This is a genomic window from Devosia pacifica (assembly GCF_014652635.1).
GTDB classification, from domain to species: Bacteria; Pseudomonadota; Alphaproteobacteria; order Rhizobiales; family Devosiaceae; genus Devosia; species Devosia pacifica.
On sequence record NZ_BMZE01000001.1, the window covers coordinates 325,480 to 348,835 of the forward strand.

Annotated in this window: 20 protein-coding genes; 15 read left to right on the forward strand and 5 right to left on the reverse strand. The window is 60.4% G+C overall.

Annotated features, from left to right (window positions below; translation table 11 throughout):
• Positions 1 to 24 precede the first annotated feature (24 nt).
• The 8 genes from IE127_RS01535 (at position 25) to lexA (ending at position 8,494) form a co-directional block, all read left to right on the forward strand.
• Complete coding sequence (locus tag IE127_RS01535) at positions 25 to 1,968, forward strand: peptidylprolyl isomerase (protein WP_189422723.1); 1,944 nt, start codon at positions 25 to 27, stop codon at positions 1,966 to 1,968.
• Between the two features lie 15 nt (positions 1,969 to 1,983).
• A complete protein-coding gene (trpE, locus tag IE127_RS01540; RefSeq protein WP_189422725.1) occupies positions 1,984 to 3,492 on the forward strand; it encodes an anthranilate synthase component I in 1,509 nt (502 codons plus the stop codon).
• Positions 3,493 to 3,569: 77 nt separating this feature from the next.
• Positions 3,570 to 4,169, forward strand: coding sequence for an anthranilate synthase component II (locus tag IE127_RS01545; RefSeq protein WP_189422727.1), 600 nt, complete (start codon positions 3,570 to 3,572; stop codon positions 4,167 to 4,169).
• Positions 4,166 to 5,188, forward strand: coding sequence for an anthranilate phosphoribosyltransferase (trpD, locus tag IE127_RS01550; protein ID WP_189422729.1), 1,023 nt, complete (start codon positions 4,166 to 4,168; stop codon positions 5,186 to 5,188). Before IE127_RS01545 ends, trpD begins: the two co-directional genes overlap by 4 nt.
• Positions 5,185 to 5,994: an indole-3-glycerol phosphate synthase TrpC gene (gene trpC / locus IE127_RS01555; RefSeq protein WP_189422731.1), complete on the forward strand. Its 810-nt coding sequence runs from the start codon at positions 5,185 to 5,187 to the stop codon at positions 5,992 to 5,994. The genes trpD and trpC overlap by 4 nt, the downstream gene beginning before the upstream one ends.
• Positions 5,994 to 6,482 (forward strand): cyclic pyranopterin monophosphate synthase MoaC, encoded by a 489-nt coding sequence (moaC, locus tag IE127_RS01560; protein ID WP_189422733.1) that lies wholly within the window; start codon positions 5,994 to 5,996, stop codon positions 6,480 to 6,482. The genes trpC and moaC overlap by 1 nt, the downstream gene beginning before the upstream one ends.
• Positions 6,479 to 7,687 carry a molybdopterin molybdotransferase MoeA gene (locus tag IE127_RS01565; protein WP_189422734.1) on the forward strand — a complete coding sequence of 403 codons (1,209 nt, stop codon included), beginning with the start codon at positions 6,479 to 6,481 and terminating at the stop codon, positions 7,685 to 7,687. Before moaC ends, IE127_RS01565 begins: the two co-directional genes overlap by 4 nt.
• A gap of 87 nt (positions 7,688 to 7,774) precedes the next feature.
• Positions 7,775 to 8,494: a transcriptional repressor LexA gene (gene lexA / locus IE127_RS01570; protein WP_189422736.1), complete on the forward strand. Its 720-nt coding sequence runs from the start codon at positions 7,775 to 7,777 to the stop codon at positions 8,492 to 8,494.
• 52 nt (positions 8,495 to 8,546) lie between these two features.
• Here the strand turns inward: lexA and IE127_RS01575 are convergent, their stop codons facing one another.
• A complete protein-coding gene (locus IE127_RS01575) occupies positions 8,547 to 11,072 on the reverse strand; it encodes a penicillin-binding protein 1A (protein ID WP_189422738.1) in 2,526 nt (841 codons plus the stop codon).
• Between the two features lie 72 nt (positions 11,073 to 11,144).
• Positions 11,145 to 12,476 carry an N-acetylmuramoyl-L-alanine amidase gene (locus IE127_RS01580; protein WP_189422740.1) on the reverse strand — a complete coding sequence of 444 codons (1,332 nt, stop codon included), beginning with the start codon at positions 12,474 to 12,476 and terminating at the stop codon, positions 11,145 to 11,147.
• A 563-nt stretch (positions 12,477 to 13,039) separates the two neighbouring features.
• Between IE127_RS01580 and IE127_RS01585 the strand changes: the two genes are divergently transcribed.
• The gene (locus IE127_RS01585) at positions 13,040 to 15,796 is read left to right on the forward strand and encodes a ribonuclease E/G (RefSeq protein WP_189422742.1); all 2,757 of its coding nucleotides are present in this window, start codon (positions 13,040 to 13,042) and stop codon (positions 15,794 to 15,796) included.
• A gap of 52 nt (positions 15,797 to 15,848) precedes the next feature.
• Here the strand turns inward: IE127_RS01585 and IE127_RS01590 are convergent, their stop codons facing one another.
• Complete coding sequence (locus IE127_RS01590; RefSeq protein ID WP_189422744.1) at positions 15,849 to 16,994, reverse strand: pyridoxal phosphate-dependent aminotransferase; 1,146 nt, start codon at positions 16,992 to 16,994, stop codon at positions 15,849 to 15,851.
• A 153-nt stretch (positions 16,995 to 17,147) separates the two neighbouring features.
• Here IE127_RS01590 and IE127_RS01595 point away from each other — a divergent pair, with 153 nt between their 5' ends.
• The 6 genes from IE127_RS01595 (at position 17,148) to IE127_RS01620 (ending at position 21,906) form a co-directional block, all read left to right on the forward strand.
• Positions 17,148 to 18,023, forward strand: a complete 876-nt coding sequence (locus IE127_RS01595; protein WP_189422746.1) for a DsbA family protein — start codon at positions 17,148 to 17,150, stop codon at positions 18,021 to 18,023.
• 87 nt (positions 18,024 to 18,110) lie between these two features.
• On the forward strand, positions 18,111 to 18,548 hold the full coding sequence (gene aroQ, locus IE127_RS01600) for a type II 3-dehydroquinate dehydratase (protein WP_189422748.1): 438 nt from the start codon (positions 18,111 to 18,113) through the stop codon (positions 18,546 to 18,548).
• Between the two features lie 32 nt (positions 18,549 to 18,580).
• Positions 18,581 to 19,081: an acetyl-CoA carboxylase biotin carboxyl carrier protein gene (gene accB, locus IE127_RS01605; protein WP_189422750.1), complete on the forward strand. Its 501-nt coding sequence runs from the start codon at positions 18,581 to 18,583 to the stop codon at positions 19,079 to 19,081.
• A 9-nt stretch (positions 19,082 to 19,090) separates the two neighbouring features.
• On the forward strand, positions 19,091 to 20,437 hold the full coding sequence (accC, locus tag IE127_RS01610) for an acetyl-CoA carboxylase biotin carboxylase subunit (RefSeq protein ID WP_189422752.1): 1,347 nt from the start codon (positions 19,091 to 19,093) through the stop codon (positions 20,435 to 20,437).
• 61 nt (positions 20,438 to 20,498) lie between these two features.
• Positions 20,499 to 21,176, forward strand: coding sequence for a leucyl/phenylalanyl-tRNA--protein transferase (aat, locus tag IE127_RS01615; protein WP_189422754.1), 678 nt, complete (start codon positions 20,499 to 20,501; stop codon positions 21,174 to 21,176).
• Entirely contained in the window at positions 21,133 to 21,906 is a 774-nt protein-coding gene (locus IE127_RS01620; protein WP_189422756.1) for an APH(3') family aminoglycoside O-phosphotransferase, read from the forward strand. The genes aat and IE127_RS01620 overlap by 44 nt, the downstream gene beginning before the upstream one ends.
• A 9-nt stretch (positions 21,907 to 21,915) precedes the next feature.
• Here the strand turns inward: IE127_RS01620 and IE127_RS01625 are convergent, their stop codons facing one another.
• Together IE127_RS01625 and IE127_RS01630 are read right to left on the reverse strand one after the other, a co-directional pair.
• Positions 21,916 to 22,341: a DUF2155 domain-containing protein gene (locus tag IE127_RS01625; protein ID WP_373297265.1), complete on the reverse strand. Its 426-nt coding sequence runs from the start codon at positions 22,339 to 22,341 to the stop codon at positions 21,916 to 21,918.
• A 26-nt stretch (positions 22,342 to 22,367) separates the two neighbouring features.
• Positions 22,368 to 22,766 (reverse strand): NADH:ubiquinone oxidoreductase subunit NDUFA12, encoded by a 399-nt coding sequence (locus IE127_RS01630; protein ID WP_189422758.1) that lies wholly within the window; start codon positions 22,764 to 22,766, stop codon positions 22,368 to 22,370.
• Between the last annotated feature and the right edge of the window lie 590 nt (positions 22,767 to 23,356).

Genomic DNA, 23,356 nt, shown 5'->3' on the forward strand with positions numbered 1-23,356 from the left:
CGAACCGCGCCTTGCGGCATCATCATGACCCTGTCTAATATCGCGCGCCCGATCAAGGTACAGCGCGAACACTTAACCGGAACGCCCAATATGCTCGATAGTTTGCGAGACTTCGCGAAATCTGTTCCCGGAAAAATCTTGGGCGTGTTCCTGCTTATCGGTGTGGCAGGCTTCGGGATCAACAACGTGATCCTGAACTTTGGCAGCAATACCATTGCGCGCGTCGGCGGCGAGGAAATCACCGCACAGGAGTTCCAGCGCGCCTACAACAGCCAGATCAACCAGATCGCCAACCAGACCGGGCGCATGCCGACCTCGCAGGAGGCGATCAACATGGGCTTGCCAACGCTGGTGATCCAGCGTTTGTCGCAGGACGCGGCGCTCACCGATCTCGCGAACCAGTTCGACTTGGGCGTGTCTGATGAACAGCTCGCCGAAATGCTGCGGAACGATCCGAGCTTTGCCGGCACGCTTGGAAATTTTGATTCACAACGCTTCGAGCAGGTCCTGCAGTCGAGCGGGTTGACCGAATCCGAATATTTCGGACTTCAAGCGAGCGCAGCGCGCCGCGAGCAATTGGCAAGGGCCCTCTTCAGCGACATCACCGTCCCCGACGCGGCGGCGCAGATCCTCGCCCGCTATGTCGGTGACCAGCGCGTCGTCGATTACTTCGTGGTCGACCGTCAGAGCGTCTTGCCGCCGCCGGAGCCGACCGACGCGGAGCTTCAGGCATATCTAGCAGAGCATCAGGAAGAGTTCCGCACCCCCGCCACCCGCACTGTGCAGGTCGTCAGCTTGTCTCCCGAAGTTATCGCTGAGACGATCGAGGTGTCCGAGGCGGATATCGAGGCGGAGTACGAACGCTCTCGCGAGTCGCGTACCGAGCCGGAACGCCGCACTGTTGAGCAGATTGTCCTCGACAGCGAAGATCAAGCCGAGACCGTCCGGCAGGCGGCAGAGAGCGGGCAGCCGTGGGATGAACTGGTCGCCGAGATCGGACTGACGCCCTCCGCAGTCGGCACGCGTGCCAGAGATCAGTTCGTCGACGAGAGTTTCGCAGAAGCGGCATTCGCTCTGGAAGAAGGCGGCTACACAGTCATTCCCGGTGTCGGGGGGCAGCGAGCCATCCACGTTTCGGACGTCATCGAGGGTGGCGAAGTGTCACTCGAAGATGCGAGCGACGAGATAGCCGATCAATTGGCCCTGCAGCGTGCACGCGATCAGTACATCGACGTCTTGGATCAGGTCGAAGAGAGCCGCGCGGCCTTCGAGCCACTCTCCGATATCGCTGCTGAATACAATCTGCCGATGACGGAAATCGACGTGAGCGCCAGCGGCACCGAGTTGTCCGGGATTTCGACTATCCCACAGGAGCAGTACCCGCGCATTGCCAACGAGATCTTCGCGGCTGAACGCGACCGACTTTCGCCATCGATCACTCTCGGCGCCAACAGAAACGTCTTCTTTGAGCTGCAGGCGATCAATGAGCCGGCTGATCAATCACTTGAGGACGTTCGTGCTGAGGTGACCAAAGCCTACCGCGACCAGCAATACGAAGAGGCGATCGATGAGCGCGTCGCAGCGATCGAGCAGCGCCTTGCGAATGGCGCGTCGCTTTCCGAGCTCGCAATCGAGTTCAACCTGTTTGCAGAAACCAGCCAACCGTTCACCCGCCAGGGGCTCGGTGGCACGCCCATTGATGCGCAGGTGGCAGACGCCGTGTTTGCGGGAGGCGCCGACCACTATGGCGTCGCGACGAGCGGTTCCGGCCAGGATGTGGTCTTTCAGGTGACCAACACAATCGCTGCCGAGGATGGCCCCGGCGAACAGCTGGAGCAGGCTTTCTCCGAGGACCTACGGCTCGACGTCCTCGCGAGCTTCGTTACCGGGGTTCGCGAGGCAGCTGGATTGAGCATCAACCAGCAGGCGCTGCAGCAGGTCATCGGCGCCGACTCCGGCGCCCAATAGGTGGTAGATCCGACAATGGCAGACGTCCGAGACGCCAGTTTTGAGGAGCGCTATCGGCGCGGCGAGTCGCAGATCGTCTGGCGCCGCGTTGTTGCTGACCTCGAAACGCCGATCGGTACCTACCTCAAGCTCGCCGAGGACCGTACGCACACTTTTCTGCTGGAATCCGTCCAGGGCGGTTCCGTGCGCGGGCGGTATTCGATCATCGGCCTTGAGCCGGATTTGCTGTTTCGGGTCGAGGCGGGACAGCCCCTGATCAACCGCAACGCGCTGCATCAGCCTGACGCTTTCCAACCGCTCGACGCGCAACCACTCGATGCGGTGCGTCAGCTTGTTGCAGAGTCTCAGATCGAGATGCCCGCAGAGCTTCCGCCGCAGTCTGCGGGTATTTTCGGTTATCTCGGTTACGACATGGTCCGGTACATGGAAGTGCTTCCGGACTCGAACCCTGATGACCTTAAGCTTCCTGAAGCAACCTTGATGCGGCCATCTCTGCTCGCCGTCTTCGATACGCTCAAAGACGAGCTTTATCTTACGGCGCCGGTCTATCCGCGCGATGCAGTCACAGCTGCGCAGGCCGAAGAAGCTGCCAATGGGCGTATCGATGATGCCGTTGCACGCCTTTCGCGCGCCCTGCCCCAGAACGCTTACCGCCCCGAAGTGTCGGGCATCTCTGTCGCGAGCAACACCAGCCAGGCGGAATACGCCGGAATGGTCGCGCAGGCGAAAGAGTACATAACCGCCGGTGACATTTTTCAGGTCGTCCTCAGCCAGCGTTTTGAAGCGCCATTCAATTTACCGCCGACCGCGCTTTATCGTGCGCTGCGCCGAACAAATCCTTCCCCTTACATGTACTTTCTCGACTTTGGCGAGTTTGCGGTCGCTGGCTCAAGCCCGGAAATCCTCGTGCGCGTTGAGGACGGGGAAGTTACCATTCGGCCCATCGCCGGCACGCGTAAGCGCGGGTCGACCCCGACGCGGGACCGCGAACTTGCAGAAGAACTCCTCTCGGACCCCAAGGAGCTCGCAGAGCACCTGATGCTGCTCGACCTCGGCCGCAACGATGTGGGCCGGGTGGCAGAGATCGGATCGGTCAAGGTCACCGACAAGTTCTTCCTCGAATACTATTCGCACGTCATGCACATCGTCTCGAACGTCGTCGGCAAACTCGACCCGCAGTATGACTTTATGGATGCGCTGGCGGCAGGGTTTCCGGCTGGCACCGTGTCCGGTGCGCCCAAGGTCCGCGCGATGGAAATCATCGACGAACTCGAAAAATCCCGACGCGGCATCTATGGCGGCTGCGTCGGCTATTTCGGCGCTGATGGCACGATGGACACATGCATCGTATTGCGCACTGCAATTCTCAAGAATGAGCGGCTTTATGTTCAGGCCGGTGCGGGCATCGTCGCTGACAGCAAGCCTGAACTTGAGCAGATGGAATGCGAAAACAAGGCGCGCGCACTATTCAGCGCCGCCGAAGAAGCGCTACGCTATGCCGGTGAAGCAAGGATCGGACAATGAGTGGCGCAATATCTCGGTTTCGATGGCGCAGCAGGTCAGAAGCCTGAACCCCTGAGCTTTTTTCGGAACAGTAAGCCATGACCCGTACGCTCGTTATCGATAATTATGACAGCTTCACCTACAACCTCGTGCATTTCCTCGGAGAACTCGGCGCGAGCATCACGGTACGCCGCAACGACAAAGTGACGATCGAGGAAATCGCCGCAATGCAGCCGGAGGCGATTGTGCTGTCTCCAGGTCCCTGCACACCCAACGATGCCGGAATCTGCCTGTCGGTCATAGACCGCTTCAAGGCCGACATCCCGATGCTCGGCGTCTGCCTCGGCCATCAGGCGATTGGCCAGGCCATGGGAGGCAACGTCGTCCGCGCCCCAAGTCTGATGCACGGCAAGACCAGCCGCATCACACATTCCGGCCAAGGAGTTTTTCGTGGAATCAACGACGCATTCGAGGCGACACGCTACCATTCGCTGACTGTTGAGCCTTCGACACTACCCGAAACGCTGGAAGTCACCGCCCGCACGGAAGACGGCATCATCATGGGCCTGCAGCACCGCTCCTTGCCGCTCCACGGCGTGCAGTTCCATCCGGAAAGTATCGCGTCAGAGCATGGTCACGCCATGCTGCAGAACTTCCTGAATATCGCCGGCGACTTCAACAAGGAGAAGGCAGCGTGATCGACTTCAAGGGCGCACTCAACAAGATCGCCAGCCATCAGGACCTGACCGGTGAAGAAATGCGCGCCGTGATGCGCACCATCATGTCTGGCGAAGCCACTCCCTCGCAAATCGCGGCGTTTCTCATGGGCATGCGCGTAAAAGGCGAGACCGTGGGTGAAATCGCGGCGGCGGTGTCTGTCCTGCGCGAGAAAATGGTGCCGGTCGACGCACCGGACAACGCTCTTGACATTGTCGGTACCGGAGGTGACGGCGCCGATACCTACAACATCTCGACCGCAGCAGCTTTTGTCGTCGCCGCAGCAGGTGTTCCGGTGGCGAAACACGGCAACCGTGCCCTCTCCTCAAAGTCCGGCTCGTCACAGGCTCTCGAGGCGTTGGGAATCAAGCTGGATCTTACGCCAGCAGAGATAACCGCCTGTATCGAGACTGCCGGAATCGGGTTCATGTTCGCCCCGCAACATCACCCGGCGATGAAGCATGTGGGCCCGACCCGGATGGAGATGGGTATCCGCACAATGTTCAACCTGCTGGGGCCGCAAGCTAACCCTGCCGGCGTTCGCCACTATTTGCTTGGCGTATACGATCGTGAATGGGTCGAGCCCGTTGCGGCGGCGCTGCTGGCCAATCGGGCGAAGCGGGCCTGGGTGGTCTGCAGCGATGATGGCCTCGATGAACTGAGCACCACAAGTTCCAATTTTGTGGCGCAGATTATCGATGGCGATCTGCGTAGCTTCGAGATTTCTCCCGAGGGTGTGGGATTGCCTCGCGCCGAGTTGAAGGACATCGAAGGCGGTGATCCGGATTACAACGCGGCGGCATTGAAGGCGCTGCTCGACGGCGAGCCGGGCGCCTATAGAGACATTGTGCTGATGAACGCGGGAGCAGCCCTGTTCATAGCCGAGAAAGTAGACAGCTTGGCGGCAGGCGTCGAAGCCTCCTCCGAACTCATCGACAGTGGACGTGCCCGGCAAGTGCTCGACCAACTCGTCGCAGTATCCAACGGGCAGAGCCAATGACAGATATCCTGCGCCAGATCGAAGCCTATAAGCGCGAGGAGATTGCAGCGGCCAAGGCCATGCGCCCATGGGCTGAACTGGTGGCCGAAGCGCACGACCAGACGCCCCCACGCGGCTTCGTTGACGCGCTCAAGGCAAAGCGCGCGGCAAATCAATACGGTCTGATTGCGGAAGTCAAAAAGGCAAGCCCATCCAAGGGTCTGATACGCGCCGATTTCAATCCTGCCGAGATCGCTCGCGCCTACGAACTCGCTGGCGCCGCATGCCTTTCGGTATTGACCGATCGCCCCTCGTTTCAGGGTTCGCCGAGTTACCTGATCGAAGCGCGGGCTGCGACCCGCCTTCCGGTATTGCGAAAGGACTTCCTGTTCGAAACCTATCAGGTCGCCGAGGCGCGTGCCTGGGGCGCGGACTGTATCCTTATCATTCTTGCCGCAGTTGGAGATGACACTGCCCGCTACCTGCTCGATTCGGCGGAAGAGTGGGGCATGGATGCGCTCGTTGAAGTGCACGATCAGCTGGAACTGGACCGTGCCCTGGCACTTGATGCGCGGTTCATCGGCATCAACAACCGAAACCTGCGCACGTTCGAGACCCGGCTAGACACCTCCCTTGATCTCGCTGTCGGCGTGCCGGATGGCGTGCTGCTGGTGAGTGAAAGCGGCATCGTCGATCACAAACACCTCCGTCATCTCGATGCGGAAGCCGGCGTTGGCTGTTTTCTCGTCGGCGAAAGCCTGATGCGTCAGGACGATGTCACCGCCGCCACCCGCGCCCTCCTCGAGGGCGAGAAAGTTGTTGGCTGATGAGTTCTGAACCCGCGCTCACCCATCTCAACGCTCGCGGGGAAGCCGAGATCGTCGATATCGGCGACAAGGAGGCGACTCGTCGGCGCGCGGTCGCCGAGGCCACTGTACTGGCGGCTCCCGAAACCGTGGCGGTCATTATCTCCGGCGGCCTGAAGAAGGGCGACGCGGTCTCCGTCGCGAGAATTGCAGGCATCATGGCTGCAAAGAAGACCTCGGACCTTATCCCCCTCTGTCACCCGATCGCGCTGACCAAGGTTTCAGTAGAGATCGCCCCGTTGCCGGACAATACGGGCCTGCACATCAGAGCTGCAGCCGAAACGACCGACAGGACCGGGGTTGAAATGGAAGCTCTGACAGCCGCTTCCACGGCCGCTTTGACACTATACGATATGGCCAAGGCCATAGATCGCGGCATGACCGTGACCAATTTGCGCCTGCTCGAGAAGAGCGGCGGCAAATCCGGCGACTTCGTCCGCGTCGCATGAGTTTATTGCCAGTAGACGAAGCTCTGGCGCGCATCCTCGCCCGCGTTCCTCCGGTCATCAGCGAAACCGTCCCGCTCGAGCAGGCAGACGGCCGTGTATTAGCCGAGCCTCTGAAAGCCCAGCATAATCAGCCGCCGTTCGATGCCAGTGCGATGGACGGATACGCCGTACGGGCCGCCGATGTAGAAGCCGGGCAGCCCCTTTCGGTGATCGGCACTTCGCAGGCTGGCGCCGGCTTTGACGGCACCATTAGCCAAGGCGAAGTCGTCCGGATTTTCACGGGTGCGCCACTGCCTGGAGGTGCCGATGCGGTCATCATGCAGGAGGAAGCGGACAGGAAAGATGACAAGGTCAGCTTTCGCAGCACTGTGGCTGCCGGTCGCAGCGTGCGGCCCCGCGGCAATGACTTTGCAGCAGGAAGCGAAATCCTGCCTCAGGGCACACGTCTTGGTCCGTTCAGCCTAGCACTGGCCGCCGCAGCCAACGCCCCGATGCTTGAGGTGGCACGCCGGCCGCGTATCGGCGTTCTGGCCACCGGTGACGAGTTGATTCTGCCCGGGCAGACGCTAGCGCCGGGACAGATCGTCGCCTCCAACAGCTATGGACTTGCGCCGCTGTTGTCCTCCTTTGCCGAAAGCACTGAGGATCTGGGAATTGTGCGGGACAATCGGCAAAGCGCCGTGCTTGCACTTTCGGAAGCCCTGGACAGTGGCTTCGACATTCTGATCACCACCGGCGGTGCCAGTGTCGGCGAGCATGACATCGTTCAGGATGTGCTGCAGGACCTGGGCGTCGAAATCGACTTCTGGCGCGTCAATATGCGCCCGGGCAAGCCGTTGATGTTCGGCCATCGCGGCAAGACATTGGTGTTCGGCCTGCCGGGCAATCCGGTCTCGGCAATGGTTACAGCCACTGTTTTCATCCTCCCTGCCCTGCGTCGTTGGCTCGGCCTGGCAGAGGCACAACCCTTGCGGCTGCCGCTGGCTGGCACCACGACACCGAACGGAAGCCGGCGTCATTTTCTGCGCGGCAGGATAGTGACCACGGAAAACGGCACCGTGGTCCTTCCCATACCGCAAACCGACAGCGCGCACCTGTCTTCACTCGCCTCGGCCGATGCACTCATCATTCAGCCCGAAGATGACCCGGGAGGTGCGGAAGGCGATCTTGTATGGGTATTGCCGCTCGATCAGGCCTTCCAATAACCAGATATTTACCCTGGCCTTGCAGAACATAACTGGAACACATAAGATCGTTCAGTCTTTGTTCTGATTCTGCGGCCGAGGGGCATAATGCTGACGCGCAAACAACATGAGTTGCTGATGTTCATCCACGAACGGATGAAGGAAACCGGCATTCCCCCCTCGTTCGATGAAATGAAAGAAGCGCTCGATCTTGCCTCTAAATCGGGCATCCATCGACTTATCACGGCGCTGGAGGAACGAGGCTTCATCCGTCGCCTGCCCAATCGGGCACGTGCACTAGAGGTGCTCAAACTCCCGGATTCTATGAACCCGGCGCTCGGCGGCCGCAAGGCGCGGTTTGAGCCGAGCGTGATTGAAGGAAATCTGGGCAAGGTGCCGCCGCAGCCTCCCGTACGGTCGGCTGAGACCGGAGAAGGCCCCTCTCGGTCCGTCTCGGTACCGGTGATGGGCCGGATTGCTGCCGGTGTGCCGATCGAAGCGATTCAGACCCATTCACATACAATCACGATCCCCCCGGAGATGCTGGGAACCGGCGAGCACTATGCCCTTGAGGTTCGCGGCGACTCGATGATCGAAGCAGGCATTTTCGATGGCGACACAGTCCTTATCCGCAAGCAGGACTCCGCGGGCACTGGCGAGATCGTCGTGGCTTTGGTGGACGACGAAGAAGCAACGCTGAAGCGGCTTCGGCGCAAGGGTAATTCTGTCGCTCTTGAAGCCGCCAACCCGGCATACGAGACACGCATTTTCGGCCCGGAGCGCGTCAAGGTGCAGGGGCGCCTCGTCGGGTTGCTCCGGCGCTATTGATAACTTGTCCATCACAGACAAAAGGGCCGGAGCATCGCTCCGGCCCTTTTCTTTAGTCTGTCAGGCTGCGCGCGGTCGGCCAGTTGAAGCTTCCGCCGCTGCCTCCAGAAGAGCGCTCTGGCTCCTGAAAGCCGCCGCTCTGAGATGGCAAACGTCGGACCACTCGGGTCCCAACCTGTCCCTGTGACGGTGGTTGGCTAGCAGCAGCTGGTGGCGTGTCATAGTTCTGCCTGTTCAACCCGATCATTGAGCGCTCGGGGTTCGGTCCCGTGCCCGGCTTGAAGGCTTCCTCAATACCACCGCCGCTTCCGGAAACCTGAACACCGCTTGCCGGATCAATCCAGGCCGTCTGCATGCCTTGTGGCACGTTGAATGGGGTCGCCGGTTGGCCTTCGAGTGCCTGGCTGACAAACTCCGTGAAGATCGGGACAGCAAACTCGCCGCCTGTCGAAGCGCGTCCCATCGAGCGGGGTACGTCGTAGCCGAGGTAGATCCCGACGACCAGTTCGGGGGTAAAACCGACAAACCAGGCATCCTTGTAGTCATTGGTCGTGCCGGTCTTGCCAGCCACAGGACGTCCAAGCGAACGCGCTCCTGTGCCGGTACCACGCTGCACCACACCCTCCATCATCGAAGTGATCTGGTAGGCGGTCATAGCGTCGATAACCTGCTCGCCTGTATCGACGATCCGCGGCTCCGCCTGTTCTTCCCAGGCTGCAGCATCGCAGCCGTCGCAGCGGCGCTGATCGTGCTGGTAGATCGTTTTGCCGTAACGGTCCTGAATACGGTCGATCAGTGTCGGATTGACCTTCTGTCCACCATTCGCAATCGTCGCATAGGCAGTGGTCAGGCGGAGATTTGTTGTCTCACCCGCTCCAAGCGCCATCGCGAGGACCGGATTCATCTCATCGTAGACGCCGAATTTTTCTGCGTAGTGCGCGATCAGCGGAAGCCCGATATCCCGCGCCAGGCGCACCGTCATCACGTTGCGGCTGTTTTCAATCCCGCGCCGCAGTGTCTGCGGCCCGTAAAACTGCTGGGAATAATTCTCCGGCCGCCAGATGCTGCCATCGTTGTTGCGGATTTCTACAGGCGCATCGAGCACCACTGAGGCAGGTGTGTAGCCATTATCAAGCGCTGCCGAGTAGACGATCGGCTTGAATGCGGAGCCTGGCTGGCGGAGCGCCTGCGTTGCGCGATTGAACTCCGATTCATCGAATGAGAAACCGCCAACCATCGCCAGTACACGGCCGGTGCGCGGATCCATGGCGACGAGGGACCCCTCGATCTCGGGGATCTGCTCAAGCGTGTAGACGCCGTCCTTGCCTTCTACGGGAGAGACATAAACCACGTCGCCAACTTCAAGAAGTTGCGACAAGGGGCTGGATACCCAGCGAATCTCGGGCCCAGGCAGTCTTCCAGTGGCGCGCTCGGAGCCAGTTGCGCCATCCGGCCCGGCGGCAGGACGCAGGCCTATGCTGGCCTCGTTCTGCTGCATCTCAAGGACCACTGCGAGTTGCCACTCCGGTACGTCGTCGAGCGGTTCGATCTCGCTGACAGCGGTGCCCCAATCATCGCCAAGTTCAATACTGGCTACGGGTCCGCGGAAGCCCTGACGGTGATCGAAAGCAATAAGACCGTTCATCAGCGCCTTGCGGGCGTAGGCCTGCCATTCGAGGTCGAGCGAAGTACGCACGGACAAACCGCCGCCATAGAGCTGATCCTCGCCATAAAGGCTGCCGATTTCACGGCGCACTTCCTCTGCGAAGTACTCGGCTGAGTAGAGCTGGTTGCCCGACCCACGTGGCGTCACCTCAAGCGGTTCCTGTTTGGCTGCGCGCGTCTCCTCGGCGGTTAGAACGCCATTTTCCTGCATCCGTTCGAGAACCCAGTTGCGGCGCGATACTGCCGCTTCCGGCTGCCGGTAGGGATGATAGTTGTTCGGCCCCTTCGGCAACGCGGCAAGGTATGCCGCTTCAGCGGGGGTAAGCTCGTAAAGCGCCTTGTCGAAGTAGTTCAATGCTGCGGCAGCAACGCCATAGGAGTTGAGCCCGAGAAAGATCTCGTTGAGATAGAGCTCGAGGATCTGGTCCTTGGTAAAAGCAGACTCGATCCGCAACGCGAGGAGCGCCTCACGGATCTTGCGGTCCCATGTCTGGTCACTTGAAAGCAGGAAGTTCTTTGCAACCTGCTGGGTGATCGTCGACGCGCCGACGAGCGGTCCGTTGCCGTCGTTCATCATCTCGATGATGTTGTCGCGGGCCGCGCGCACAACGCCATCCAGCGCGATGCCGTTATGAGAGTAAAAATCCTTGTCCTCGGCAGAGAGGAAGGCGTCGACGACAAGCGGCGGTACCGTCTCGATTGGCTGGAAGAGGCGGCGCTGGCGTGCATATTCCGCCAGCAGTGTTCCATCGGCGGCGTGCACGCGCGTCGTGACAGGCGGCTGGTAGTCCTTCAGCACTGTGTAGTCGGGCAAGCCTGCGGCCACGCTCGACAGATACACCGCACCGCCGGCAACACCCGCGAGCGCGAGGAACATGCCAAGTCCGAACAGCCAGCCTAGTACACGGAACATCTTGCCTCTCTATCCTTCGCCCCCCAGCGTCAGATTCTTATTGCCCTAACCCGCGGCGTCTAAATAGCGACCTTACTGCGCGGTGTCTGCCATCTGCGTTGCAGTTCGTGCATCGTCGAAATACGTCGAGATGCCGCGTGCAATAGCATTGGCAGTCCGATCACGCCACTCGCCTTGCATGAGGTTCGCAGCATCTTGATTGTTGGACAAGAAACCGAGTTCGATCAGGACGGAAGGAACGTCCGGGGCCTGCAGCACGAAAAAATCGGCCTGGCGCACCGGAAATCGACGAAGCTCGACGCTCGGCTCCAACTGATGAACAATAGACTGCGCCGCAAGATAGGACTGCACGCGCATTTCCCGCCGCAGCAGATCCACCAAGATATCAACAACCTGAGGCGCCATATGCGGGGCCGCCAGGCCGGCGATCACATCGGCTTTGTTCTCCTGGTCTGCCAGAACCTTGTCGAGAACGTCGGTCGCGTTCTCATCACGCGTGTAGACGCTGGCGCCCCGAATCTCGGGTTGCTGAAAGCTGTCTGCGTGAATGGATATGAACATGTCCGCGCGGTTCTGACGAGCCAGCATCACGCGCTGTTCGAGACGAAGATACGTGTCGTCCTGACGCGTCAGCGCAACATCGAAGCGGCCGGATTCCAGAAGTATGTCCTGAAGCTTCAATGCGAAATCGAGCACGATATCCTTTTCTTTGACACCGTTGTCTGCCTCGGCCCCCGAGTCTATGCCTCCGTGCCCCGGATCGATAACGATGAGGGGCCGGGACTGCGCGGCGATATTTGAGCCACCTGGCACCGTCTCTACCGCAGGCGTCGGCTGTTCCGTGCTGCTAGCTTGCTGCAGGTCGCGCTCGACATTAGCGGCAAACACTTCAGGCGTTGCCGGTATGATATCGACAACGAGCCGGGCCGGCTGATCGTCGAACGCCTCGAGGACATAGGCCTGCTGCACCTGGGCCGGTTGCGAAAGCTCCAGGGTTGTTCGTACGCGTTCGCTGCCCAGCTGCTGAACCGAATAGTCCGCGATAAGCCCCTCGCCGCTTGGCGCGGCGGGTTCGACCTGATCGACAGCCTTCTGCCGCTCGGCGCGCACGTCGACCGCAATACGGTTCGGCTCGCTCAAAGACACCAGCGCAAACTCTGATTGCTGCGAGAGATCGACAACCAGCCGCGCACGATCTGCAGTCGACGACACCCGCGCTTCGAGAACTTGTGGAAGCCCGCTTGTTGCCAGAGGAGTTTCGGCAGGCTGCGCAGTCGAAAGCGGCTGAATGGTAATCGGCTGATTCTGCGTCGACGAGGGTTGATCATCCTGTCCCGCTGCGATCCCCGTGGGCAACAGCATCATAGCGGCAAATGCGAAAGCCAGAATTCTGAACTTGGGCAATGTGTCGAACACCTCGGGAAAACGGCTCTTGCCGGGCCCTGCTGCGCGGGCCCAGGCATCGAATCTTGTTATGCGGTGATTTGCCAGAACGCGCAAACTCCCCGTCGCCGCAGGGCTGGCTTGTCGGCGCGCTCGATGTTTCCTGTTGCTAATTGGCAGCAACAGCCCTAAACGCTAAAGGTGAAGAACGCCTGTTCCTTTGGGCCACCAAGGGCATAACGGCCGAGATTTCGGAGCCGTAGGACGCGCATCAGAAGTGACGCGTTGCACGATGGGCGACTTCAAAGGTTTTCGGCTCACGTGATCTGCGATGAGTTCGATCAAGGCGCCGGTTGCAATGCGACGGCGCCCACAAGGAAGAGGTCATATGGCCCGACGGCGGATAGAGCGCAAGGTAACGAGACGACACATGCTCGCCTGCGCCACGCCTATTCGGCACGACCTCCCCGGAACGTCTGGCGTCAATGACGCCTCCCCCATCACAATAGTCGCCTCGCATGGCGCCTTGCCCGGACGGTGGAATTCCGCCCGCGGCGGCGCGCGGGCACCCGGAGTTCTAGTCTATGGCTACCAAGAGAATGCTGGTGGATGCCATCCACCCGGAAGAAACACGGATCGTCGTCACATCCGGTAACAAGCTCGAAGATTTCGATTTTGAGTCCGCTAGTCGCCGCCAGTTACGCGGCAACATCTACCTCGCAAAGGTCACGCGTGTAGAGCCTTCACTACAGGCGGCGTTTGTTGAGTATGGCGGAAACCGGCACGGTTTCCTCGCCTTCTCCGAAATCCACCCGGACTATTATCAGATCCCCGTCGCCGACCGTGAGGCGCTGATCCAGGCTGAAGAAGCCGAGCACTCGCGCCATAATGACCATGACGATGATCATGTAAGTGTTCCCGAGGGCGTCTCTGAACCCGCCGCCGACTCGGATCCGCAGGATCCGCCCGAGAATGGCGAGCACCGCGAGTCCGTCGAGAGTGTCGGCGGTGGCGATGCGCTCGAGGAAGTGCCGGAACGCAAGCGTAACCTGATGCGCCGCTACAAGATCCAGGAAGTGATCAAGCGCCGGCAGGTCATGCTGGTCCAGGTCGTCAAGGAAGAGCGGGGCAATAAGGGCGCAGCCCTCACGACATATCTTTCACTTGCCGGCCGGTATTCGGTTTTGATGCCCAATACCGCACGCGGTGGCGGCATCTCGCGCAAGATCACCAACGCCGCTGATCGCAAGCGCCTCAAGGAAATCACCTCGGATCTTTCAGTGCCGCAAGGCATGGGCGTGATCCTGCGCACCGCCGGCGCCAGCCGCACCAAGGCCGAGGTCAAGCGTGACTTCGAATACCTGATGCGGCTCTGGGAAAATGTGCGCAACCTGACCCTGCAGTCGCAGGCGCCCTGCCTCGTTTATGAGGAAGGCTCGCTGATCAAGCGAACGATCCGCGATCTCTACAACAAAGACATCGCTGAAGTTCTTGTGGCAGGCGAAGACGCCTATCGCGAGGCAAAGGACTTCATGAAGATGATCATGCCGTCCCACGCCGAGAACGTGAAGCTTTACGCCGACGAGCAGCCGTTGTTTTCGCGGTTCACCGTGGAGGGGCAGCTCGATCAGATGTTCTCGCCCCAGGTCACCCTGCCTTCCGGCGGGTATCTTGTGATCAATCCGACCGAGGCGCTGGTTTCGATCGACGTCAACTCCGGACGCTCCACCAAGGAGCACAACATTGAGGACACGGCGCTTCAGACCAATCTCGAGGCCGCAGAAGAAGTCGCGCGCCAACTGCGCCTGCGCGATCTTGCCGGTCTGATCGTCATCGATTTCATTGACATGATGGAGAACCGCTCCAATCGTGCTGTAGAGCGCAAGCTCAAGGAATGTCTCAAGGACGACCGGGCGAGAATTCAGGTTGGCCGCATCAGCCATTTCGGGCTGATGGAGATGAGCCGTCAGCGCATCCGCTTCGGCGTGGTCGAGAGTTCGACCCACAAGTGCCCGATCTGTGATGGCACCGGTCTTGTGCGCTCCACCGAAAGCGTCGCCCTGATGGTCATGCGCCATGTCGAGGATCATGTGCTGCGCAAGCCCGGCCAGTCCCTGAATGTGCATGTGCCGGTCGATGTTGCGCTCTATATTCTGAACTACAAGCGCGACACGCTGACCACCCTCGAGGGCCGGCATGCGCTGAGCATCACCATCACCGCCGATCCGAAGCTCACGGCGAGCCAGTTCAACCTCGAGCGCACGGAACAGCGCGCTGGCTTCGTTGCCGAAGTTCGCGAAACGGCCCCGGTCCGCGTCGACAGCACCGATTTCGACGAGATCGAAGAGGAAGAGACCGAGGCAGAAGAGACCGCTCCGGCTGAGCAGGAGAACGAGGGCTCATCCTCGCGCCGCAAGCGCCGTCGTCGTCGCCGTGGCGGCAACAATGGCAATGGTGAGCGGCACGAAGAAGCGGCCGTGAATACAAAGACCAGCGAAGCCGCCGACGACGAAACGTCGGACGATCAGGAGGCAGCAGAAGCCTCGCAGGATAATGCGGACGACGATAAGGGCGAAAACCGCAAACGCCGTCGCCGTGGTCGGCGCGGCGGGCGTCGCAATCGTCGCAACGAGGGCGAAACCGAGGGCACATCTGCAGCGACTGACTCTGAGAACGCTGACGCCCAGGCCGCTGTGCCTGCGCAGAGTGAGGGCGAAGTGCCGGCTGATGCGCATCCCGCAAACGCCGACCTTGAGCGCCCACAGGCGGTCGAAGAGCCCTCCGCAAGCATCGAGCAGCCCGATCTCGCGGCCAGCCAGGCGCCAGAGCCGTCGCCGGCTGAAGACGCACAACCGGCAGAAAAGCCGAAGCGCCGGCGGCGTACCAAGAAGCAGACCGAAGCGGAAACGGTCGCGCAAGCCGCTGCTGCTGTGGCTGATGCTCCAGAGGCCGATGCTGTGGAAGCCGAGCCAGCCAAGCAGGAAAAGCCGAAGCGTAAGCCTCGTTCGCGGCGCAAGACCTCCGCCCCAGCCGAGGAAGCGCCAACACCGGCAGCCGAGCCGGAAGGTGCTGCCGAAGGTCAACCCGAAATGTCCGCGCCAGAGGCGGTGGAGCCGGTTGTGGAGGAAGCAGTCTCGGCTGCTGATCGGCCTGCACCGGAACCCGCACCAACTGCCGAGGGGGAAGACACCACGGCCGAAGGCGAGCGTCCGGTTCGTGCACGACCAGATCTGCCCGAAGAAGGCATTGTCGTCAGTTCCTCGACAGGAACCTCAGAAGACAAGGGCGAGCCGGAGAAGAAAAAGCGCGGCTGGTGGCAGCGCCGCCTCGGGCTTGGCTAATGAAAAAAGGGCGGCCCGTTGGCCGCCCTTTGCATTTCGGCTGACCGGGAGCTTAGCTCAGCATTGTCTCCAGCCTCTCTAGTGCATCGTTCATCGTCTCCGCCGTTCCGGCGTAAGAGAACCGCACATAGTTATGGCCATTGACCCGATCGAAATCGACGCCTGGCGTCGCAGCCACGCCGGCCTCGTGCAGCATGCGCTGGCAGAAGCTCATCGAGTCGTCCGAAAACCGGCCAATGCCGGCATAGGCATAAAAGGCTCCCGTTGTGACCGTGCCGAGCTCAAATCCGAGGTGCCTGAGACCATCGCTTAGCGCGAGGCGATTTTTGGCGTAGCCAGCTTTCTGCGCTTCTGCATAGTCGCGTTCGCCAAGCGCCGCCAACGCCGCCACCTGGCTGAGGCTCGGCGCCGAAATGAAGAAATTCTGCTGCAGTATTTCGGCACGCCGGATCAGCGCCTCTGGCACCACCATCCAGCCAATCCGCCACCCGGTCATGCAATAGTATTTTGAGAAGCTGTTGATGACGATCGCATCGCGGGACAACTCGAGAGCACTCGTTGAATCTCCGCCGTAGTCGAGCCCATGGTAGATCTCGTCGGAGATCAGGCGCACCCCGAGCTCGCGACAGGTCTCAACAATCTCTATTAGGGCTCCCCTGCCCGCCACGGCGCCGGTTGGATTCGCCGGACTGGCGAACAGCAATCCTTCGAATGGCTCCTGTCTGTGTGCCTCGGCAATCGCGCGCCCGCTCAGCTGCCATCCGTCGGCGTCGCTGACCGGAATCTCGACCACCTCGAATCCGAGACCCACGAGCGTATTGACGTAAGCCGGATAGCCGGGTCGGGTCACGGCGATGCGCGCACCCGGGGCGAAAGCCGTATGGAAGGCCAGAATGAACCCTGCAGACGAGCCCATCGTGGCTATGATGTGCTCGGAGGCAATGTCGACGCCATGCTGCTCCGCATAGTACTGCTTTAGCCGTCCTCGCAGTTGCGGCATGCCCTTGGCGTTCGTATATCGCTGCGGGTGAGGAAGCGCCTGCTTCACCGCCTCAAGAACATTCGGCGCTGGCGGCGCGCCGGGTTCGCCCACTTCCAGGTGACAGATCGTGCGCCCTTCTGCTTCGAGGTCGTGCGCTTCGCGCATCACCTCCATGGCATGAAACGGCATCAGGACGGGCTTGGCGCGTTGGGTCATGGGTGCTCCGTGTCTGCCGGCATGGCTAGCGTGGAAATGGTCACTCGCTCAACCACAATTGAGCACCGGTTGCCCCCCGTTTAACCTCTTCAATGGTATTTTTGCCCGAGCCTGTTACCTAATCGGCAATCGTTTGATTCTCGGAGCCCGCCCATGTCACGTATCGCCTACGCTCTCGTCGCGCTTGCTGGAGCTGCAGTCGGCGGTGGCGCTGCATACTACTACGCTGAAAGCCAGCCGACCGAGACGGACGCGGTCGCCGTCCGGAGCATCGTCGACGAAGCGATCACCGAGTATGATGCAACTAGGCCCGCGCCGGAGCCCGTCGCCGCTCCTATCGAGACCGCACAGATCGATCCGGAGACGCTGAATCCGATGATCGAGGACTACCTGATGGCGGACCCCTCGATTCTTCAAAGGATGTCTGCGGAACTCGAAACAAGGATGCGTACCGAGCAACAGGCCACGGCCCGTGCGGCCCTCGCGACCTATGAAGACCAGATCTATAACGCCGAGGGCGATGTGGTCCTAGGCAATCCTGACGGTGACGTTACGCTCGTTGAGTTGTTCGACTACAATTGCGGCTACTGCCGACAGGCCCTGCCGGATCTTGCCACGCTCCTCGCTGAAGACCCGGAGCTCAAGGTGATCTTGAAAGAATTCCCCATTCTCTCGCAGGAATCAGTGGAAGCTGCGCGCGTTGCAATCCTAGTGAACGAGCAGGATGTCGATTACTGGCAGTTCCATGAGGCACTCTTCACCTCTCGCGGCCAGGTGAACAAGCAGGTGGCTCTCGATGCGGCCCAGGAACTCGGGCTCAGCCCCGTCAGCCTGGAACTCGACATGAACGCCGAGCGCGTCGCCGAGGTCATCCAGAATTCCTATGAGGTAGCTCAGGGGCTCAACATCACTGGCACCCCAACGTACATAATCGGCGATGAGATCGTGCCAGGAGCCATCGGTGTCGACGCGCTCCGCGAGAAGATCGCCAATGTGCGGGCCTGTGGCAGCACGATTTGCGAGGGCTGATCGCGCCCCATACGCTTTGCCTTTTCAGTGCAATTCCTGTAACCGGGCTTGCAACCGGCCGCTGGGCCGGGTGAAAAGGCAAGGACCATGGCCAAGCGCATTCTCGTTCTGAACGGTCCAAATCTGAATCTGCTGGGCACTCGCGAACCGGGTGTCTACGGCGTCGCAACTCTCAGGGATATCGAGCAGTCCTGTAAGGCGCTCGCCGTCGAGTTGGGGCTGACGCTCGACTTTCGCCAGACGAATTCTGAAGGCGAGCTTGTGACCTGGATACAGGATGCACGCCTGACGTCGGATGCCATCGTAATCAATCCGGCCGCCTATTCCCACACATCCGTTGCGGTGCACGATGCCCTGAAGGCCATTGGCCTTCCGGTCGTCGAAGTGCATCTGTCCAACATTCACCAGCGTGAATCGTTTCGACACCATTCCTATGTATCGCTGGTCGCAACGGGCGTTATTTGCGGGCTGGGCCCCAGCGGATATACACTGGCCCTCAGGGCACTGGCCGAACAACTGCAATAATACATCATCGCGTAACCGCGGGAGCCGAACAAATGACCAAGGCAACACTGGTGGACCAGGATCTGATCCGGACCATTGCCGAACTGATCAACAAGGAAAACCTCGCCGAGATCGAGATCGAGCAGGAGGATTTCCGCGTTCGCGTTACCCGTTCATACGCTCCGGAACCGGCTCCGGCGATGATGCAGGCTTACGCGCCCGCGCCACAACAGGCGCCGCAGACACCGGCAGCGCCGGCGACGCCCGCAACCGGCGCATCGTCTCCGGCATCGAGCCCTGCGGATGACATCGCATCGAATCCGGGCACATTGACCTCTCCCATGGTGGGCACCGCCTACCGCTCTCCCGAGCCTGGCAAGTCGGCGTTCGTCGAAGTCGGCGCCAAGGTCACCGAGGGCCAGACCGTCCTCATCATCGAGGCGATGAAGACAATGAACCAGATTCCGGCGCATCGATCCGGAACCATCACGAAAATTCTGGTCGAAGACGCCCAGCCGGTGGAATACGGCGAACCGCTCGTGGTCATCGAGTAGGAGATCAACATGTTCTCCAAAGTTCTGATCGCCAACCGAGGCGAGATTGCTTTGCGCATCCTGCGCGCCTGCAAGGAGCTCGGCATTCAAACCGTCGCCGTGCATTCGACCGCCGATGCCAACGCCATGCACGTGCGCCTGGCTGATGAAAGCGTCTGTGTGGGGCCCGCCTCCGCACGGGACAGCTACCTAAACATCCCGTCCATCATGGCCGCCTGTGAGATCACCGGCGCCGATGCGGTCCATCCGGGTTACGGGTTCCTCTCCGAGAACGCCCGTTTCGCTCAGATTCTGACCGAGCATAACGTCACCTTCATCGGCCCCTCCGCCCATCACATCGAAATCATGGGCGACAAGATCACCGCCAAGAAGACCGCGGTTGAACTTGGAATCCCGGTGGTGCCAGGATCTGAAGGCGCTGTCGCAACAGAGGCGGACGCCCTTCGCACCGCCAAGGAGATTGGCTACCCTGTGCTTATCAAGGCCACCGCTGGCGGCGGTGGGCGCGGCATGAAGGTAGCCCGATCCGAAGCGGACCTGCTCACATCGTGGTCTACTGCGAGATCCGAAGCCAAGGCGGCGTTTGGAAACGACTCCGTCTACATGGAGAAGTATCTCGGCAAGCCGCGTCACATCGAGGTCCAGGTCCTTGGTGATGGCCAGGGGCGTGCCGTGCACCTTGGGGTTCGGGATTGCTCTTTGCAGCGCCGGCACCAGAAAGTGTGGGAAGAGGCCGGTGGCCCGACGATCGAGCCGAAAGAGCGCGACGAGATTGGCGAGATCTGCGCCGCTGCCATGCGCAAGTTGAAATACTCCGGCGCGGGCACCATCGAGTTTCTGTATGAAGACGGGAACTTCTACTTCATCGAGATGAACACCCGCCTGCAGGTGGAGCATCCGGTCACTGAACGGATCACCGGCGTCGACATCGTCTACGAGCAGATTCGCGTGGCGTCCGGCGAACCGCTTTCGCTGACGCAAGAGAAAGTCCAGTTCTTTGGACACGCAATCGAAGTGCGCATCAACGCCGAAGATCCGCAGACGTTCGCGCCTTCACCCGGCACCATTACGTTCTACCATCCCGCTGGCGGCGTCGGTGTTCGCGTCGATTCGGCCGTCTATCAGGGCTACCGCATTCCTCCATATTACGACTCGCTGATCGGCAAGCTGATTGTCTACGGTCGCACTCGCGAGGAATGTCTGCAAAGGCTGCGCCGTGCCATCGATGAGTTCGTCGTCGACGGCATCAAAACGACGCTTCCCCTGTTCCAGCGGCTGATCAAGGAACCCGATATTCTGGCCGGGCGGTACGACATCCACTGGCTCGAAAAGTTCCTGGCTGAAAACAAGGCCTGATCTCAGGCCGTTTGCCGGCAGCAGACGCGCCCAAAGCGCGTCTGCATTCGTGAATGGGATTATGGTGCGCAATCAGGATCCATTTTCGGTCGAGATCACGCCGGACCTGATCCTGCGCGCCTATCGGGCCGGCATCTTCCCCATGGCAGAAGATGCACAGGACGAGGATTTGTTCTGGGTCTCGCCCGAAGAGCGCGGGATAATTCCGCTCGACGGCTTTCGGGTATCAAAGAGCTTCCGCAAGACGCTCAAGACGCACCCTTATATTGTTACGGTCGATCAGGATTTTGACGCAGTCATTGACGCCTGCGCGACGCCTGCACCGGGGCGCACCGAGACCTGGATCAACAACACCATTCGTGGCGTCTACGGAGAACTCTTCCGGCGCGGTGATGCCCACACGGTCGAAGTGCGTGACGGCGAGGAGCTGGTGGGCGGTCTCTATGGCTTGGCGATTGGCGGCGCCTTCTTTGGCGAGTCGATGTTCCACCACCGAAGAGACACATCGAAAATTGCCTTGGCGCATCTTGTAGAGCGCTTGAACGCTGGCGGCTATGTCCTTCTGGATACACAGTTTATAACCCCACACCTCGCCTCTCTCGGCGCCATCGAAATTCCTCGTTCGGCCTATGAGGACCGGCTCGCGCATGCGCTTGCCGTCGAGGCAGACTGGCACGCATGGACCGCAAACCCTAATGACGAGCGCACTGCAACTTCCATCCTCACTGGCTCACCTTGAAGCTGCAGAGTGGGAGGCTATCACCATCGGGCGTTCGAGCGCCTCCGTGTGGCGCCTGCATCATCAAGGCGAAACCTTCATCCTGAAGCGCGAAACGGCCCGCCCGACCAGCGAACTGCCAAGCGAAGCCGAGCGTCTTCGTTGGCTCGAGACGATGGAAATGCCCGCCCCGCGACAGATCGCATTCGCATCGACCGCAGATTCGCATTTTCTGCTGATGACTGCGGTTGAGGGCGAAGACCTGACCGCCTTGGCTGACGATCCCGAGCGGCTCTGCACCATATTGGCGAAAGCCCTGCACCAGCTTCACGATTTGCCGACCGCCGCCTGCCCGTTCGACCATGCGGCCGAGAAACGGATCGCCGTCGGCAGACGCAACATTTCAGCCGGCCTGGTGGATGAGAGCGATTTCGACGACGAGCGGTTGGGCTGGTCCGCCTCCCAGGTTCTGGATTGGCTTGGAGCCAACCCTCTAAATGATGAGAATTTTGTCGTAACCCACGGCGATGCCAGCATTCCAAACTTCATGGCAACGTCCAACGGGTTTGCGGGCATGGTTGATTGCGGCCGGGTTGGGGTCGCTGATCGCTGGCAAGACCTCGCCATTGCCTGCCGCAGCGTCGCCGACAACTGCGGCCAGCAGCACATTGAAACGTTCTTGCGCGCTTATGGCGAGCACTGGAATGAGCGCCGCTATCGCTACTTCACCACGCTCGACGAGCTGTTTTGACTAGAGCGCTCAGCGCTGATCCGGCGGCGGCACGTCGGTCGTGACTTTGCACGAGACTAGCCATACGTCATAGACCGCATGGTCGACCGCATGCAGTGCCGGGCTGTCGGCAAACATCCACCCGGTGAATATTCGTTCGCTTTCGCCTTCGAGGTCGAGCTGGTCTACTTCCACGAACGCCGAGGTCCGCTGCACCGTCTCGTTTGGCGATCGGCTGTAGCAAGCCCTCGGAGTGACCTCCAAAGCACCGAACAGCACTGTTTCATTGAGGTATACGTCGAACTCGGTGATGCGCGCGGTAATCTTGTCGAGGCCTGCGAAACGCGCGATGGGATTCGCAAGCATCTGTGCGGAAGCCGTCGTAGGCAGCAGCGCCGCGCATATCGATGCGATAACGCCACCTGCCCGCACTGACCAGAGCAGTTTGCGGCTCATTTCAAGTATCCGCGCTGCAGCAAGGCTTATTCCGGTGACCAGGCGTCATAGTCGCCGGTGACGCGCGGGCGCTCGCCCTTGGTCAGAAGGCTGCCGTCAGGACGATAGGCCAGCGCCGTGCCGGTGTGGTTGGGAACGTGAGGCTTTTCCCAGGCGCGCGGCTTGTAGCTGCCCTCGCCGGGAATCACGTCGGTGCGGTGATGCATCCAGCCATGCCAACCCGGCGGGATCATCGACGCTTCAGCCGGGCCGTTATAGCGCACGAAGCGACGGTCATGCTTGCGATCCAGATAGTAGCGATTACCGAACTCGTCTGTGCCGACATGCTCGCCGAAGCGTTTGAGCCACAGCCGCGTGCCCCAGGTCTGGCCGTGCCACCAGACAAAGATTTCCGAGAGAAACTGCTTGAAAGAATTGTCTGCCACTGGGCTGCCCGCGTGTCGGTCTGCGTTCGTGCCTGCTCTAGCATGAGCAGGCTCTCGAGCCTAGACCCGTGTTGTGGTGCGAAAGCACAACATGGCGCCTCGCGAGGTGAACCACCAATGCACACAAATTTCCGCGCTTGACACTTGTGTGACACCCGAGTCGGGGCTGGTTACGCACAGGGTTAACCACCTGTTACCCGCCGTGCAACGCTTTCAATCAATGCGTATCTTGAACGGGTTACGCGCCAGTTTCGAGGTGATGATCCAACACCGATTGGCTGCTGTTCCGGCAGCTAAGATTAGACTCGAAGTCTTCGCGAAAAGCTTGGATTTTGTCCCCGGAATCCACATATCTCACCTACTATCACTAGGCTCGGTATGCAGTCTGGACACAAGGGCTAGTGATTTTTCTGCGTTGACCACGAAATTGAATCGGAACACTCTCGCTCCAGTTCTGATGACCTTATGAGCAATCGGAAACGCTCGCGACACGACTGGCATTTTGATCAGTCGAAAGCGCGGGCATAGGGCCTGCCGCCCCTTGAGGGCGCGCAGTGCATAAGCGTCAGATAGATAGATTTCGGAGAAAC

Coding starts and splice junctions, on each gene's coding strand:
- IE127_RS01595 (WP_189422746.1), top strand. CDS start 17,148: ATGTCACGTATCGCCTACGCTCTCGTCGCGCTTGCTGGAGCTGCAGTC.
- lexA (WP_189422736.1), top strand. CDS start 7,775: ATGCTGACGCGCAAACAACATGAGTTGCTGATGTTCATCCACGAACGG.
- aat (WP_189422754.1), top strand. CDS start 20,499: ATGGTGCGCAATCAGGATCCATTTTCGGTCGAGATCACGCCGGACCTG.
- accC (WP_189422752.1), top strand. CDS start 19,091: ATGTTCTCCAAAGTTCTGATCGCCAACCGAGGCGAGATTGCTTTGCGC.
- IE127_RS01535 (WP_189422723.1), top strand. CDS start 25: ATGACCCTGTCTAATATCGCGCGCCCGATCAAGGTACAGCGCGAACAC.
- IE127_RS01575 (WP_189422738.1), bottom strand. CDS start 11,072: ATGTTCCGTGTACTAGGCTGGCTGTTCGGACTTGGCATGTTCCTCGCG.
- trpE (WP_189422725.1), top strand. CDS start 1,984: ATGGCAGACGTCCGAGACGCCAGTTTTGAGGAGCGCTATCGGCGCGGC.
- IE127_RS01620 (WP_189422756.1), top strand. CDS start 21,133: ATGACGAGCGCACTGCAACTTCCATCCTCACTGGCTCACCTTGAAGCT.
- IE127_RS01590 (WP_189422744.1), bottom strand. CDS start 16,994: ATGACCCAACGCGCCAAGCCCGTCCTGATGCCGTTTCATGCCATGGAG.
- IE127_RS01565 (WP_189422734.1), top strand. CDS start 6,479: ATGAGTTTATTGCCAGTAGACGAAGCTCTGGCGCGCATCCTCGCCCGC.
- aroQ (WP_189422748.1), top strand. CDS start 18,111: ATGGCCAAGCGCATTCTCGTTCTGAACGGTCCAAATCTGAATCTGCTG.
- moaC (WP_189422733.1), top strand. CDS start 5,994: ATGAGTTCTGAACCCGCGCTCACCCATCTCAACGCTCGCGGGGAAGCC.
- trpC (WP_189422731.1), top strand. CDS start 5,185: ATGACAGATATCCTGCGCCAGATCGAAGCCTATAAGCGCGAGGAGATT.
- IE127_RS01585 (WP_189422742.1), top strand. CDS start 13,040: ATGGCTACCAAGAGAATGCTGGTGGATGCCATCCACCCGGAAGAAACA.
- IE127_RS01545 (WP_189422727.1), top strand. CDS start 3,570: ATGACCCGTACGCTCGTTATCGATAATTATGACAGCTTCACCTACAAC.
- IE127_RS01625 (WP_373297265.1), bottom strand. CDS start 22,341: ATGAGCCGCAAACTGCTCTGGTCAGTGCGGGCAGGTGGCGTTATCGCA.
- accB (WP_189422750.1), top strand. CDS start 18,581: ATGACCAAGGCAACACTGGTGGACCAGGATCTGATCCGGACCATTGCC.